Below are 13,441 nucleotides of genomic sequence, written 5' to 3'. Positions count from 1 at the left end.
TTCATGAACAAGCGCAACGCTCTTCGACTGATGGCCACGGGCGCCGGCTGGGTGGGCGTGGCCGCTGCCCTGGGCCTGGGCCTTGCGGGCTGCGGCGAGGCCCGGCAGAACTTCAACGCCGTCGACATCACAGGCGCGGACTACGCCAAGGACTTCTCGCTGAAGGACGCCGACGGCAAGGTCCGCACCATGGCCGACTTCAAGGGCAAGGTGGTCGTGCTGTTCTTCGGCTATGCGCAATGCCCCGACGTCTGCCCGACCACCATGACCGAGATGGCGCAGGTCAAGCAGCAGCTCGGCAAGGACGGCGACAGGCTGCAGGTGCTGTTCGTCACGGTCGATCCGGCGCGCGACACGGCAGAGGTGCTCAAGGCCTACATGGGCGCGTTCGACCCGAGCTTCGTCGCGCTGATCCCCACGCCCGACGAGCTGGCCGCTGTCGCGAAGGACTACAAGGTCTACTACAAGAAGGTCGACGGCAAGACGCCCACCAGCTATTCGATGGACCACTCGGCCGCCAGCTATGTCTACGACACGCAGGGGCGGCTGCGGCTCTATGCGCGTTATGGCGCGGGCGTGCCGTCGATGGTGTCGGACCTGAAGACGCTGCTGGCTTCCTGAGGAAGACCGCTTGTTGGCCGCCGTGGACTCGGTCGAGCACCTGAAAGGGCGCAAGGGCGCCTTCCGCATCGCGCTGATCCCGCCCGAGGTGCTCAGCGCACTCAACGACGGGCTGCTCGAAACCGTCAACCTCAACGAATTCATGGCGCTGGAGCTGCCCCGGCTGGCGCGCAGCGTGGCGGGGCACATCGGGCTCGACGCGCAGGGCGAGCGGCTGGTCGACACACTCGCGATGCTGAGCGCTTTCAAGCCCATGCAGCGGCACGGGCACATCGCGCGTGCGCTCTACGACATGGCGGCACTGCACGGCGAGCGTGACGCTGTCGCGCACCGGCTGGCCACGCACGCGAGCGACGTGGCCCGCTGCTGGGCCGCGCAATGGGTCGCGTTGTCGGGCCTGCCGCTGGCGGCGCAGCTGGAGGCGGTGCGCCGCTTCGCCGCCGATCCGCATTTCGGCGTGCGCGAGATCGCCTGGATGGCGGTGCGCGACGAGGTCATCGCGTCGCTCGACGAAGCGCTTGCGCTGCTGCAGCCGTGGGTCTCCGATGCCGACCCCAACATCCGCCGCTTTGCGAGCGAACTCACGCGGCCGCGCGGCGTGTGGTGCGCGCAGATCGATGCGCTCAAGACCGAGCCGTGGCGGGCGTTGCCGCTGATCGAGCCGCTGCGCGCCGACCCCAGCCGCTACGTGCAGAACTCGGTCGCCAACTGGCTCAACGACGCAAGCAAGAGCCAGGGCGAGTGGGTCGACAAGCTCTGCGCGCGGTGGGTGGCAGAGTCGGACACGGCCGAAACCCGCTACATCGCGAAGCGGGCGCTGCGAACGCTCTCCAAATGAAGAAAGCCCGGGAGTGCCGGGCTTTCTTCTGGAGGGACAAGGCTTACGCGTAGTCCGCGAGCGCCTTCTTCATCTTCTTCATGGCCGCGACCTCGATCTGGCGGATGCGCTCGGCACTCACGCCGTACACCGCGGCCAGGTCGTGCAGCGTCATGCCACCCGAGCCGTCGTCGTTGACCTTGAGCCAGCGCTCTTCCACGATGCGGCGGCTGCGGTCGTCCAGCGCTTCGAGTGCGGTGGCGATGCCGTCGCTCGACAGGCGGTCGCGCTGCTGCGATTCGAGCAGGGCGGTCGGTTCCTGCGTGGCGTCGGCCAAATAGGCGATCGGGCCGAAGGCTTCGTCGCCGTCGTCGGAGGGGCCCGGATCGAGCATGACGTCGCCGCCCGACAGGCGGGTTTCCATCTCGAGCACTTCCTCGGGCTTGACGTTCAGCCGGGTCGCCATCTGCGACACCTCGTCGGGGCTCAGCGTCTCGCGGTGCGTGCCGTTGTCGGCCGCGGCCGAGTCGGCCTTGAAGCCTTGCTTCATCGAGCGCAGGTTGAAGAACAGCTTGCGCTGCGCCTTGGTCGTCGCGACCTTGACCATGCGCCAGTTCTTCAGGATGTACTCGTGGATCTCGGCCTTGATCCAGTGCATGGCGTAGCTCACGAGCCGGACGCCCTGGTCGGGGTCGAAGCGCTTCACGGCCTTCATGAGGCCGACGTTGCCTTCCTGGATCAGGTCGCCGTGCGGCAGCCCGTAGCCCAGGTATTGGCGGGAAATGGACACCACGAGGCGCAGGTGCGACAGCACCAGCGCGCCGGCGGATTCGAGGTCGTTGTGGTCGCGCAGCTTGCGTGCGAAGCCCTGCTCTTCTTCAAGCGTGAGCAGCGGCAGGCGGTTGGCGGCCGAAATGTAGGCGTCCAGGTTGCCCAGCGGGGGAACCATCGACCATGGGTTGGCGACGGCCAGCTGGTTGGCAGAGACTCCAGACAGCGTTGTCATCAGGGAAACTCCTTTGTGTGGGCCATATTAGCACTCGATTAGAGGGAGTGCTAAACCAAGGGTTCCCTTGAATTTCTATCGCCGTGATAGAGCAGGGCTACCAGCGTACCCCCAGCTTTAGGAAAAGCTTGGACAGCACGAACAACGGTCCGACCCAGAGATATTGGAGGTCTTCGAAGAACGAAGGTTTCTTGCCCTCGATCTTGTGGCCCACGAACTGGAAGATCCAGGCCACCACAAAGATAGCGGCTGAAATCGGCAATGCAAGTCCGCCCATCGCATGCACCAGCGCCAAGGCCAGTGCGGTCAGGGCGAGCATGGCCAGCAGGAAGGCCGGCGAGCGCAGCAAGGCGTAGTAGACGAGGCTGGCGGCCACGAAACCGTAGGCCACCCAGGGATGGAGCGCGAACAGCAAGCCGACGATGCTCAGCATGATGGCCGGGATGGCCACGAAATGGATCAGTTCGTTGGTCGGATGGCGGTGGCTCTCCTCGTAATGGGCGAGCAGCCGGTCGACCTTGCGGTCGCTCGATCCAAGGGCGGCGGCGGCGGTGTGCGTCATGGCGGGTCTCCGGGACGCCGTGGGATGCGGCGAGATATTCGATGGTGCCCATGGCAAAGCCCGATGGCAAGCGCGCCCGTCATGAAATTGCTATAAAAAATGTAGCATCAGGAACCACGGCTGCCGTGCACGCCGTGACTTTGTGCACTGTCGCCAAAAGGCCCCGTCGCTAAGATCAGCACGTGCCGTCCTTCGACTCTCCATCCGCATCTCTGTCACCGGCCGCGGAGGCCGGCGCCTCCACCCGTGCACCCGGGGCGATCCTTGTCGTGGACGACCACGACCTGCTGCGTCTGGGCGTCTGCGCGCTGGTGCAGGCGCAGGCTGCCTCGTCCGGCGTGAGCATCGAAGTCTTCGAGGCTGCCAACGCCGCCGATGCGATCGCGCTGTACGAAACCCACCAGGCCTCCATCGGCCTGGTGCTGCTCGATCTCGCGTTGCCCGACACGCACGGCCTGAGCGGGCTGGCGGAGTTCCGCCGGCGCTTTCCGGCCGCGCGCATCGTGGTGCTCTCGGGCACCGGCAGCAGCACGCTGGCGCAGGGCGTGCTCGCGCTGGGCGCTGCCGCCTTCCTGCCGAAGTCGGCCGACCTGAAGGAGGTGGTGAGCTTCATCCGCGCCTGTGGCCTGCTCGATCCAGCTTCGCCCGACGCGGCGGAACTGCCGCCCCCGCCAATGCCCAAATCGCTCGCCGGCTATGCGGAGTTCGCGCACGCCAGCGCCTGGCGGGAGCTCACGCCGCGGCAGATGCAGGTGCTGCAATGGGTGCTCGAAGGCAAGGCCAACAAGGAAATCGCACAGCTCGCAAACCTGAGCGAGGGCACGGTGAAGAACCATGTCTCGACCATCCTGCTGCTGTTCGGCATGCGTTCCCGCGCCCAGTTGATCAGCACCCTGCATTGAGCGTGCAGTCCGTCGCGCCGAACGACCCGCCAGCCGACCACGCTCTCGCCCAGCGCGTGCTGCGCGAGCACGTCGCCTCGGTCTACGACACCTACCGCACTTCGACGTTGACCCACATGGCCTTCGTGGTGGTGTTCGGCGCCATCATCTATTCGCAGCTGAAGAACCCGAACCTGCTGTTCTGGCTGGCCGGTCTGCTGATGGTCGATGTCTACGTCTTCTTCACGCCGCGATGGAACCCCTCGCGCCCAGCGCGCGAAAGCGCGTACTGGGCCCGCAAGATTTCGCGCATGGTCACACTCGTCAGCATGGTCACGGCGGTGGTGCCCTGGCTCATCGTCCCGTACGACAACCTGCCGATGACCTCGCTGCTGATGGCCGTCGTCGTGGGCAGTTGCTCTCGCGCCGCACAGTCGCTGTGGCCGCTGAAGGCCGCGCTGTTCGGCTACACGCTGCCCATGTCGCTGGGCCTGCTCACGGCGCTGGCGTGGCAGGGCGACGGCCTGCATCTTTTCCTGGCTGCGGCCGGCGCGGCCTACCTGCTGCTGACGCTGCGCGCGGGCATCGGCCAGCACAAGCTCCTGACCGAATCGCTCATGCTGCGCTTCGAGAACGAGGCGCTGGCCGCGCGGCTCGGCGAGCAGATCGCCGCGACCGAGCGCGCGAGCGAAGAAAAAACGCGCTTTCTCGGCGCCGCCAGCCATGACCTGCGCCAGCCGCTGCACGCCATCGCGCTGTTCGGCGCCGCACTCGAGAACGAATTGCGCGGCCGCCCCGAAAGCCGCAACGCCGAGCGCCTGATGCGCGCGGTGAACGCGCTGGGCGCTTCGCTCGACACCATGCTCGACGTCTCGCGCCTCGACGCCGGTGTGATCACGCCCGTGCCGCAGCCGGTGCAGCTCGACTCGCTGTTCCTGCCGCTCAATCACACCTTTGCGGCACGGGCCGAACAGAAGCAGCTGCAGCTGCGCGTGCGCGCCAGCGGCCTGTGGGTGCACAGCGACCCGCAGCTGCTGCATCGCATGCTGTCGAACCTGATGGACAACGCGCTCAAGTACACCGCACGGGGCGGCGTGACCGTCACGGCCCGCGAGCGCGGCGAAGCGGTGTGGATCGAGGTGCGCGACAGCGGCATCGGCATCGCGCCCGAGCAGTCCGGCCGGATCTTCGAGGAGTTCTACCAGATCAACAATCCGGGCCGCGACCGCTCGCGGGGGCTCGGCATTGGGCTGTCGATCGTGCAGCGGCTGTCGCTGCTGCTCCGGCATCCGGTGCAGATGCGTTCGCGGCTGGGGCGGGGCACGCACTTTCGCGTGGTGGTGCCGGCCGTGAGTGCGGCGGAGCGCGCGGTGGCAGGGGTGCCGGCACCGGCCGCCATGACCGGAGCGACCACCGAGAAGCGCAGCAGCCCCGCGCCGGTCCTGCCCAGCCGCGTGCTGCTGCTGGACGACGAACTCGAAATCCGCGAAGCCATGACCGGCCTGCTGCGTTCCCATGCCATCGACGCCCATGCCGTAGCGGACGAGGCTGGCGCTGCCGCCGCCCTGCGGCAGGCGATCGGCGAGGGCCGTCCCTTCGATCTCCTGCTGTGCGATTACCGCCTGGCCGACGGTGCCGATGGGCTCGACGCGGGCCTGCGATTGAGCCAGGGGCAGGGCGGCAGCGCCGGAGTGCCGCTGCTGCTGATCACCGGAGAAACCTCGCCCGATCGGCTGCAGCGCGTGCGCGAATCGAGGGTGCCGGTCCTGTTCAAGCCGGTGGTCGCAGCATCGCTGCTCCAGGCCATGGCGGAGCTCGTCACGGCGAAGCAGCCGCTGCGCCCTGCCGCCTGAATCCATCGCCATGCACTGAGGCCGCTTCGCGCACCCGACCCGCGAATGCAATGACTTTCGGCACTGGCGAGAGTCAACCTCTCGCCCTACCTTCGATGGAGTCCCCCTGCGGCATGCCAGTCCCGGCCGCAGCGGTGCAATTCGAACAATCGACAGCGGAGGTTCTTCAATGAAATTCAAACGAGCGGCGGCCGCGCTTGCAGTGGCGGGCACACTTGCCCTGGTCGCATGCGGTGGTGGTGGAGGCGCAGGCGGTGGCGGCGGATTTCCGCTGCTGCCCGGTGACGGCGGCACGCCACCCCCGCCACCACCTGCGCCTGCGCCTGCGGCACCACCGCCTCCCGCGCCGCCAGCGCCGGCTCCCGTGCCGGCCACGCGCACCTTCATGTATGAGGCACTGCCGCTGGCAGGCGACCGCGGGGCATTCGCCGCCAACCTCAATGCGCAGGGCGCACGCGGTTTCCGCTTCCTGAGCGGCTTCGCCTTCACGACCAGCCCAACCACCGCCGAACAGGTCGAGGGCTACGTGCGCGACGCCGACACCACCTACAGCTACGAGCTCCATCCGATCACAGCGAACAACGCCGCCTTCCTGACCCAGGCCAATGAAGTCGGCGCGCGCGGTTTTCAGTGGGTGGGTTCGTACATCATCAACGGCGACCAGTTCTACACCTATCGGAAGAACAACGGCGCGCCGGGCGTCTTCAGCTACCGGATCGAACCGCTGTCCGCGAACAAGGCGGGGTTCCTGGCCCAGGCCAACGGGCAGGGCGCGGAGGGCTTCTACAACGTGGCGCCCGCGTTCCTCGTGGGCGATCCCAGTGCCGTGTCGATCTACGAGAGGAATGCGGCCGCCGGCGCCACCTATGCCTACGAGATCGGCGACATCGCCGGCAACGACACCGCCTACCTGGCCCAGCTCAACGAGCGCGGTGGGCGCGGCTTCCGCTCTCGCACCGAGTACCTGTTCGGCGACGGCGGGGGCGTGATCTACGCGAAGGACTTGTCGCAGTCGGCCACCTTCAGCTTCTACACGCTGGAACCCCAGCCCGGCAGCACGGCCTTCATTCAGCAGGCCAACACCGAAGGCGCCAAGGGCGGTGGGCTGGTCGGCGGCATCGGGCTGCCCAGCGGCGCGATCAAGACGCTCTATTTCAAGCCGCTCAACTGCGCAACCGGCTCGCTGTGCGTTCCGGTGTCGCTGTTCGGCCTCTGAACCTCCAGCAGCCGGTCAGGGAGCAAGGGAGAGAAAAAATAGAAAGCGAAAGCGGCCCCGGCGCAAGCAGGGGCCGCTTTTTCCTTCCTATCCGAGAAGCGCCTGCGCGAATTCGCGGGCGTTGAAGGTCTCGAGGTCTTCGAGCTTCTCGCCCACGCCGATGAAATAAACCGGAATCGGCCGTTCGCGCGCAATGGCGCACAGCACGCCGCCCTTCGCAGTGCCGTCGAGCTTGGTCACGACGAGGCCAGTCAGGCCCAGTGTCTCGTCGAAGGCCTTGACCTGTGCGAGCGCGTTCTGCCCGGTGTTGCCGTCGATCACGAGCAGCACCTCGTGCGGCGCCGTGGCGTCGGCCTTGGTGACGACGCGCTTGATCTTCTTGAGCTCGTCCATCAGGTGCAGCTGCGTCGGCAGCCGGCCGGCCGTGTCGACGAGCACCACGTCCTTGCCGCGCGCCTTGCCGGCGTTCACCGCATCGAAGCTCACGGCCGACGGGTCGCCGCCCTCGTTGCTGACGATCTCGACCGTGTTGCGGTCGGCCCAGACCAGCAGCTGCTCGCGCGCCGCCGCCCTGAACGTGTCGGCCGCGGCCAGCAGCACCGAGGCGCCTTCGTCGGCCAAGTGCTTGGTGAGCTTGCCGATGGAGGTGGTCTTGCCCGCGCCGTTGACGCCGGCCACCATGATGACGGTGGGCGTGAACCGGCCGATGACCAGTGGTTTCTCGAGCGGACGGAGCAGGTCGGCGATGGCCTCGGCCAGCAGCACCTTGACCTGCGCCGCGTCGGTGGCCATCTGGCGCTTGACGCGGCCGCGCAGGTCGTCGAGCAGGTACTCGGTCGCCTTCACGCCGGTGTCGGCCATCAGCAGGGCGGATTCGAGCTCTTCGTACAGCGCGTCGTCGATCTGCGCGTTGACGAACACGGCCTGGATGCCGGTGCCGGTCTTGCGCAGGCCGGTCTTGAGCTTGTCGAACCAGCCCTTGCGTTCGGTGGCGACGGCGGCTTCGATCGCTGGCGCTGGCGCAGGAGTCGGTGCGGGTGCGGGGACCGGTATGGGCGCCGCCACGACCGGCGGCGCGGCAATGGGCGCAGGCGCCGGGGACGGCACGGGTGGCGTTGCAGGCGGGGGCGCAGGAGGCGTTTCTTCAGCCGCCGGCTTCGAACCAAACCAGCTCGAAGGCGAGAACACGGAGCGTGCCGGTGCGGGCTCCGGGGCGGGCGCCGGCGCGGCCGGCGGGTTGGCAGCCGGCGTACCGGGGGTCTCGGCAGGCGGTTTTTTCTTGAAGAAACTGAACATCGGGAGCTTTTTACAATCCGACCCATTCTATGAAACACCTCCCGCCACGCCGTGCTGCGTCTGGTGCGGTGCTGGCGATGGCGCTTCTGGCGCCATGGGCCATGCCTGCGCAGGCCCAGACTGATTCGACTCCCGCCGCCGCAGCAGCCGCGCCCGGCCCCCGGCAATTCACGCTTGCCAACGGCATGACGCTGATCGTCCAGCCCGACCGGCGCTCGCCCACGGCGGTGCAGATGGTATGGGTCCGCGTGGGCTCGATGGACGAGGTCGACGGCACCTCGGGCGTGGCGCATGCGCTCGAACACATGATGTTCAAGGGCACCAAGGACATCAAGCCCGGCGAGTTCTCGCGCCGCGTGGCGGCCCTCGGTGGCCAGGAAAACGCCTTCACCACCCGCGACTACACCGGCTACTACCAACAGATTCCGGTCGGCAGCCTCGAGCAGGTGATGAAGCTCGAATCGGACCGCTTCGCCAACAACCAGTGGCCCGACGACGAGTTCAAGCGCGAGATCGAGGTCGTCAAGGAAGAGCGCCGCCTGCGCACCGAAGACCAGCCGCGCGCGCTGCTCGGCGAGCAGCAGAACGCCGCCGTCTTCACCGCCTCGCCTTACCACCGCCCCGTGGTCGGCTGGATGAGCGACCTCGACGCCATGACGCCCGAGGACGCACGCGCCTTCCTCAAGCGCTGGTACGTGCCCGCCAACGCCGTGCTCGTGGTGGCCGGCGATGTCGACGTGGCCCAGGTGCGCGCCATGGCCGAGAAGTACTACGGCCGCATTCCCTCTCGCGCCGTGCCAGCGCGCAAGCCGCGCACCGAGCCGGCGCAGCGCGGCATCCGCCGCATCGAACTGAAGGCACCAGCCGAGCAGGCGTATGTGTCGCTGGCCTTTCGCATACCGCAGCTCGCCAACATCGACGACGCGAACAGCGATGCCTGGGCGCTGGTGGTGCTGTCGGCCGTGCTCGACGGCTACGCCGGCGCCCGGCTCGACCGCGCCCTGACCCAAGGCCCCGACCGTGTCGCCGATTCGGCGGGTGCCTATTCGGGATTCATCGGCCGCGGCCCGCAGCTCTTCATGCTCGACGGCGTGCCGGCCGCCGGCAAGAGCGCCGAGACGGTCGAGGCCGCACTGCGCGCGCAGGTCGCGCGCGTCGCCAGGGACGGCGTGGGCGAAGCCGAGCTGGCCCGCGTCAAGACCCAGTGGGTGGCGAGCGAGACCTACAAGCGCGACTCGGTGATGGCCCAGGCGCGCGAACTCGGCAGCAACTGGATCCAGGGCCTGCCGCTCGACGCGAGCGAGCGCATCGTCGCCCGGCTGCAATCCGTCACGGCTGCCCAGGTGCAGGCGGTGGCCGCCAAGTATTTCGGCGACGACCAGCTCACGGTCGCCACGCTGCGCCCCCTGCCGCCCGAAGCCAAGCCACGCGGCCGCGGCTTCGCGGCGCCCGCAGGCGAAATGCGCTGAAAGACAGGTCCCGATTCCATGAAAACTCTCAAGAAGATCGCGCAATGCGCCCTGTTCGCAGGCGCGGCCCTCATGGGCATCACCAGCGCGCAGGCCGCGCTGCCCATCCAGCAATGGACGCTGGCCAACGGCGCGAAGATCTACCTCGTGTCGACCAACGCGCTGCCGATCGTCGACATGCAGGTCGATTTCGACGCCGGCAGCCGCCGCGACCCCGCGGCGCAGGCCGGCCTGGCCAGCGCCACCGCGACCATGGTGGAGAAGGGCGTGCGCGCCGGCAAGGGCGGCGAACCGGCGCTCGACCAGAACGCGCTGGGCGAAGCCTGGGCCGATCTGGGCGCCAGCTTCGACGTGAGCGCGGGCACCGACCGCACCAGCTACTCGCTGCGCACGCTGTCCGATCCCGCGCTACTGAACAAGGCGGTCGCGCTGGCGTCGCGCGAGATCGGCGAACCTGCCTTTCCGGACGACGTTTGGCAGCGCGAACGCGAACGCATCAACGCGGCCATCAAGGAAGCCAACACCAAGCCCGCGACCATTGCGGGCCGCGCCTTCGCGCACGCGGTGTACGGCGTGCATCCCTACGGGCAGGAAGTGACGGAAGAGACACTGGCGCGCATCGACATCGCCGCCATGCGCCAGCGCTACCAGCAGCTCATCGTGCCGTGCCGCGCCAAGCTCAGCATCGTGGGTGCCGTCACGCGCGTCGAAGCCGAGACGCTGGCGACCACGCTGCTGTCGCGGCTCCCGGCGTCAGAGTCCTGCACACCGCTGCCGGCCATCGCGCCGGTGGCCGCGCTGGCAGCGCCGAAGGACGAGCGCATTCCCTTCGACTCGGCCCAGGCCCACGTCTTCGTCGGCCAGCCCGGCTATCCGCGCAAGGACCCGGACCACTTCGCCCTCACGCTGGGCAACTACGTGCTCGGCGGCGGCGGTTTTGTCTCGCGCCTGATGAACGAGGTGCGCGAGAAGCGCGGCCTGACCTACAGCATCTACAGCGGCTTCGCGCCGGGGCTCGATGCGGGCGCCTTCCGCGTCGGCTTCCAGACCCGGCCCGACCAGGCCGAGGAGGCGGTGAAGATGTCGCGCGAAGTGGTCGCCAGGTTCGTGGCCGAGGGCCCGACCGCCAGCGAACTCAAGGCCGCGAAGGACAACCTGATCGGCGGTTTTCCGCTGCTGCTGGACAGCAACCGCAAGCTCATCGGCAACGTCGCCAACATCGCCTGGCACGACCTCCCGCTTGATTATCTCGACACCTGGACCGCGCGCATGAACGCGGTCACGGCGGCCGACGTCAAGGCGGCCTTCCAGCGCAAGCTGCAGCCCGAGCGCATGGTGACGGTGGTGGTGGGCGGCAAGGACGCCAAGACCGCCAAGGCGCAGCCGTAGCCGGTCACGCCAGGGCGTGCGGGCCACGGCGGGCGGCTGCGCGCACCGCCGCTCCCAGCCTTTCGAGCAGCCGCGGCACTGCGCGCGCCTGCTGCCAGTAGAGCGGCACCGGCAGCGTCGAGCCGGGCACCAGCTCCACCAGTTTTCCCTCGCGAATGGCATCGGCCACCATGCTGGCCGGATGCATGCCCCAGCCCATGCCCGCGCACGCCGCCTCGACGAAGGCATTGGGCGAGGGAATCCAGTGGCGCGGCGTCTCCACGTTGCGGTGGCAGATGCGGCGCACCCAGCGTGCCTGCAGCCTGTCCTTGCGGTCGAACACCAGGCTCGGCGCGCTCGCCAGCGTGCGGGCGCCCACGCCCTTGGCGAAATACTCGCGCACGAACGCGGGGCTGGCCGCCGCCACGTAGTGCATCGTGCCGAGCGCTTCGCTGTTGCAGCCCGCCACCGGCTGGGCCAGCGCGGTGACGGCCGCGAGCACCGCGCCGCTGCGCAGCCGTTCGGCCGTGTGGTCCTGGTCGTCCACCATGAGGTCGAGCAGCGCGGCCGGCTCCTGCGCGGCGAAGGCCGCGGCAGCCACCATGAACCAGGTCGCAAGGCTGTCGGCGTTGACGGCCACCCGCACCGTGACGCGCTCGCCGCCCGCCTTGTCGCCGGCCATGCCGAGGGCAGGCAGGGCATCGCGCAGCTCGTGCTCCAGCATGCCCACGCGTTCGACATGCCGGCACAGCTGCAGCCCGGCCTGCGTTGCGACGCAGGGCTGGCCGCGCACAAGCAGCGCGCCGCCGGTGCGTTCCTCCAGCTGTTTGATGCGCTGCGACACCGCCGAGGGCGTGACGTTCAGGGCGCGGGCGGCGCGTTCGAAGCTGCCTTCGCGCACGACGGCGGCAAGGGCGTTCAGGGCGGCGTAGTCGAGCATAGTGATGAAGAGAAACTGAACTTGCGTTAGAAAGTTTAGTTTGAGTTAACTTGCATCCAGCGGCAAGCTCGAAGCATGCAAGCCGTACACGCCACCACCGCCTTCGCCAATGGGCTCTTCATGAGCCTGGTCCTCATCGTCGCCATCGGCGCGCAGAACGCCTATGTGCTGCGCCAGGGCTTGCGCCGCGAGCACGTGGGCGCGGTGGTGCTGTTCTGCGCGGCCAGCGACGCGCTGCTGATCGGCGCGGGGGTGGCCGGCATGGCGCAGGCACTGCAAGGGCGGCCGATGCTGGCCACGGTGCTCGCGGGGCTCGGCGCGGCGTTTCTTTGCGGCTACGGACTGAAGGCACTCTGGCGTTCGCGCCGGTCCGCCGCGCTGCGGGCCACGGCGGGGGGCGTTTCGCTGTCGCGCGCGGCCGTGGTGGCGCAGGCGGCCGGCTTCACGCTGTTGAACCCGCATGTCTATCTCGACACGGTGCTGCTCGTGGGCAGCGCGGGGGCGCAGTACGCGGGGCTGCTCAAGCTGTGGTTCGTGGCGGGTGCGGCCACGGCAAGTGCATTGTGGTTCACCTCGCTGGGCTTCGGCGCAAGGCTTCTCGCGCCGGTGTTCGCACGTCCGCGCGCCTGGCGGATGTTCGACGCACTCGTGGGCGGAACCATGCTCGTGCTGGCGGCCATGCTGGCGCGGCGCGCACTGGCTGGCATCTGAGAAGGTGCCCGGACGGCGGCGTTAAGCTCGCCGCATGCCCCAGAAAGCCGCCCCCGCCAAACGTCCTTCCGCACCTGCTACACCCAAGCGTCCGCCGCGGCCCAGCGAAGTGCGCATCATCGGCGGCGAATGGAAGCGCACCCGCCTCGCCGTGGCCGACAAGCCCGGCCTGCGCCCCACGCCCGACCGCGTGCGCGAAACGCTGTTCAACTGGCTCGCAAGCCTGGCCGGCGCCGGTGGCGGCGAACTGCCCGGCTGGCAGTGCGTCGACGCCTTCGCGGGCACCGGGGCGCTCGGCTTCGAGGCCGCCTCGCGCGGCGCCGCGAACGTGCTGCTGTGCGAGCAGGACGCCGCACTGGCCGCCCAGTTGCAGGCCACGAAGACCAAGCTGGCCGCCGAGTCCGTGCGCATCGAGCGCGGCAACGGGGTGACCGCGCTCGAACGGGTGCCGGCCGGCAGCCTCGATGCCGTGTTCCTCGATCCGCCATTCGACAGCACGGCGCTCTACGAGCCGGCGCTGCGCGCCGCCGCGCGCTCGCTGCGTGACGGCGGCTCGGTGTACCTCGAAGCGCCGCGCCGCTGGAGCGACGAAGAACTTGCCGCCTTCGGCCTTGTCGGTTTTCGTTACCTCAAGGCCGGCGCCGTTCATGCCCATCTGCTGCGGCGCGCGGCGGATAGGACTGCATAATCCGCCGGACAAG

Annotated in this window: 13 protein-coding genes; 9 read left to right on the top strand and 4 right to left on the bottom strand. The window is 68.6% G+C overall.

What is annotated here, in order from left to right; all coding sequences use genetic code 11:
- Positions 1-3: 3 nt before the first annotated feature.
- Together ACEN9N_RS19835 and ACEN9N_RS19830 are read left to right on the top strand one after the other, a co-directional pair.
- A complete protein-coding gene (locus ACEN9N_RS19835; protein WP_007836335.1) occupies positions 4-621 on the top strand; it encodes an SCO family protein in 618 nt (205 codons plus the stop codon).
- 10 nt (positions 622-631) lie between these two features.
- Complete coding sequence (locus ACEN9N_RS19830; RefSeq protein ID WP_413314388.1) at positions 632-1,459, top strand: DNA alkylation repair protein; 828 nt, start codon at positions 632-634, stop codon at positions 1,457-1,459.
- Between the two features lie 43 nt (positions 1,460-1,502).
- On the opposite strand, the gene rpoH is transcribed toward ACEN9N_RS19830, so the two are convergent.
- Both rpoH and ACEN9N_RS19820 read right to left on the bottom strand, forming a co-directional pair.
- Positions 1,503-2,444, bottom strand: coding sequence for an RNA polymerase sigma factor RpoH (rpoH, locus tag ACEN9N_RS19825; protein WP_007836332.1), 942 nt, complete (start codon positions 2,442-2,444; stop codon positions 1,503-1,505).
- 97 nt (positions 2,445-2,541) lie between these two features.
- The gene (locus ACEN9N_RS19820; RefSeq protein WP_495654360.1) at positions 2,542-3,006 is read right to left on the bottom strand and encodes an Mpo1 family 2-hydroxy fatty acid dioxygenase; all 465 of its coding nucleotides are present in this window, start codon (positions 3,004-3,006) and stop codon (positions 2,542-2,544) included.
- A 182-nt stretch (positions 3,007-3,188) separates the two neighbouring features.
- On the opposite strand from ACEN9N_RS19820, the gene ACEN9N_RS19815 reads away from it, so the two are divergent.
- From ACEN9N_RS19815 to ACEN9N_RS19805, 3 genes are all read left to right on the top strand, one after another.
- Positions 3,189-3,908, top strand: a complete 720-nt coding sequence (locus ACEN9N_RS19815; protein WP_495654359.1) for a response regulator transcription factor — start codon at positions 3,189-3,191, stop codon at positions 3,906-3,908.
- A 2-nt stretch (positions 3,909-3,910) separates the two neighbouring features.
- On the top strand, positions 3,911-5,740 hold the full coding sequence (locus ACEN9N_RS19810) for an ATP-binding response regulator (RefSeq protein ID WP_495656406.1): 1,830 nt from the start codon (positions 3,911-3,913) through the stop codon (positions 5,738-5,740).
- A 169-nt stretch (positions 5,741-5,909) separates the two neighbouring features.
- Complete coding sequence (locus ACEN9N_RS19805) at positions 5,910-6,956, top strand: hypothetical protein (protein ID WP_495654358.1); 1,047 nt, start codon at positions 5,910-5,912, stop codon at positions 6,954-6,956.
- Between the two features lie 87 nt (positions 6,957-7,043).
- Here the strand turns inward: ACEN9N_RS19805 and ftsY are convergent, their stop codons facing one another.
- Positions 7,044-8,252 (bottom strand): signal recognition particle-docking protein FtsY, encoded by a 1,209-nt coding sequence (gene ftsY, locus ACEN9N_RS19800; protein WP_495654357.1) that lies wholly within the window; start codon positions 8,250-8,252, stop codon positions 7,044-7,046.
- Positions 8,253-8,281: 29 nt separating this feature from the next.
- Here ftsY and ACEN9N_RS19795 point away from each other — a divergent pair, with 29 nt between their 5' ends.
- A complete protein-coding gene (locus ACEN9N_RS19795) occupies positions 8,282-9,721 on the top strand; it encodes a M16 family metallopeptidase (RefSeq protein ID WP_495654356.1) in 1,440 nt (479 codons plus the stop codon).
- Between the two features lie 18 nt (positions 9,722-9,739).
- On the top strand, positions 9,740-11,110 hold the full coding sequence (locus tag ACEN9N_RS19790) for a M16 family metallopeptidase (protein ID WP_413314392.1): 1,371 nt from the start codon (positions 9,740-9,742) through the stop codon (positions 11,108-11,110).
- Between the two features lie 4 nt (positions 11,111-11,114).
- Here the strand turns inward: ACEN9N_RS19790 and ACEN9N_RS19785 are convergent, their stop codons facing one another.
- Positions 11,115-12,029, bottom strand: coding sequence for a LysR family transcriptional regulator ArgP (locus tag ACEN9N_RS19785; protein WP_495654355.1), 915 nt, complete (start codon positions 12,027-12,029; stop codon positions 11,115-11,117).
- 75 nt (positions 12,030-12,104) lie between these two features.
- On the opposite strand from ACEN9N_RS19785, the gene ACEN9N_RS19780 reads away from it, so the two are divergent.
- Positions 12,105-12,740 (top strand): LysE/ArgO family amino acid transporter, encoded by a 636-nt coding sequence (locus ACEN9N_RS19780; protein WP_495654354.1) that lies wholly within the window; start codon positions 12,105-12,107, stop codon positions 12,738-12,740.
- A 34-nt stretch (positions 12,741-12,774) separates the two neighbouring features.
- The gene (locus ACEN9N_RS19775; RefSeq protein WP_007836316.1) at positions 12,775-13,428 is read left to right on the top strand and encodes an RsmD family RNA methyltransferase; all 654 of its coding nucleotides are present in this window, start codon (positions 12,775-12,777) and stop codon (positions 13,426-13,428) included.
- Positions 13,429-13,441 lie beyond the last annotated feature (13 nt).

The sequence above is a fragment of the Variovorax sp. Varisp46 genome (assembly GCF_059491885.1).
This window is presented reverse-complemented; position numbering and strand designations above follow the sequence as displayed.

Excerpts from the sequence above, each read along its gene's own strand:
- ACEN9N_RS19835 (WP_007836335.1), top strand. The coding sequence starts at position 4 with ATGAACAAGCGCAACGCTCTTCGACTGATGGCCACGGGCGCCGGCTGG.
- rpoH (WP_007836332.1), bottom strand. The coding sequence starts at position 2,444 with ATGACAACGCTGTCTGGAGTCTCTGCCAACCAGCTGGCCGTCGCCAAC.
- ACEN9N_RS19820 (WP_495654360.1), bottom strand. The coding sequence starts at position 3,006 with ATGACGCACACCGCCGCCGCCGCCCTTGGATCGAGCGACCGCAAGGTC.
- ACEN9N_RS19805 (WP_495654358.1), top strand. The coding sequence starts at position 5,910 with ATGAAATTCAAACGAGCGGCGGCCGCGCTTGCAGTGGCGGGCACACTT.
- ftsY (WP_495654357.1), bottom strand. The coding sequence starts at position 8,252 with ATGTTCAGTTTCTTCAAGAAAAAACCGCCTGCCGAGACCCCCGGTACG.
- ACEN9N_RS19795 (WP_495654356.1), top strand. The coding sequence starts at position 8,282 with ATGAAACACCTCCCGCCACGCCGTGCTGCGTCTGGTGCGGTGCTGGCG.
- ACEN9N_RS19790 (WP_413314392.1), top strand. The coding sequence starts at position 9,740 with ATGAAAACTCTCAAGAAGATCGCGCAATGCGCCCTGTTCGCAGGCGCG.
- ACEN9N_RS19785 (WP_495654355.1), bottom strand. The coding sequence starts at position 12,029 with ATGCTCGACTACGCCGCCCTGAACGCCCTTGCCGCCGTCGTGCGCGAA.
- ACEN9N_RS19780 (WP_495654354.1), top strand. The coding sequence starts at position 12,105 with ATGCAAGCCGTACACGCCACCACCGCCTTCGCCAATGGGCTCTTCATG.
- ACEN9N_RS19775 (WP_007836316.1), top strand. The coding sequence starts at position 12,775 with ATGCCCCAGAAAGCCGCCCCCGCCAAACGTCCTTCCGCACCTGCTACA.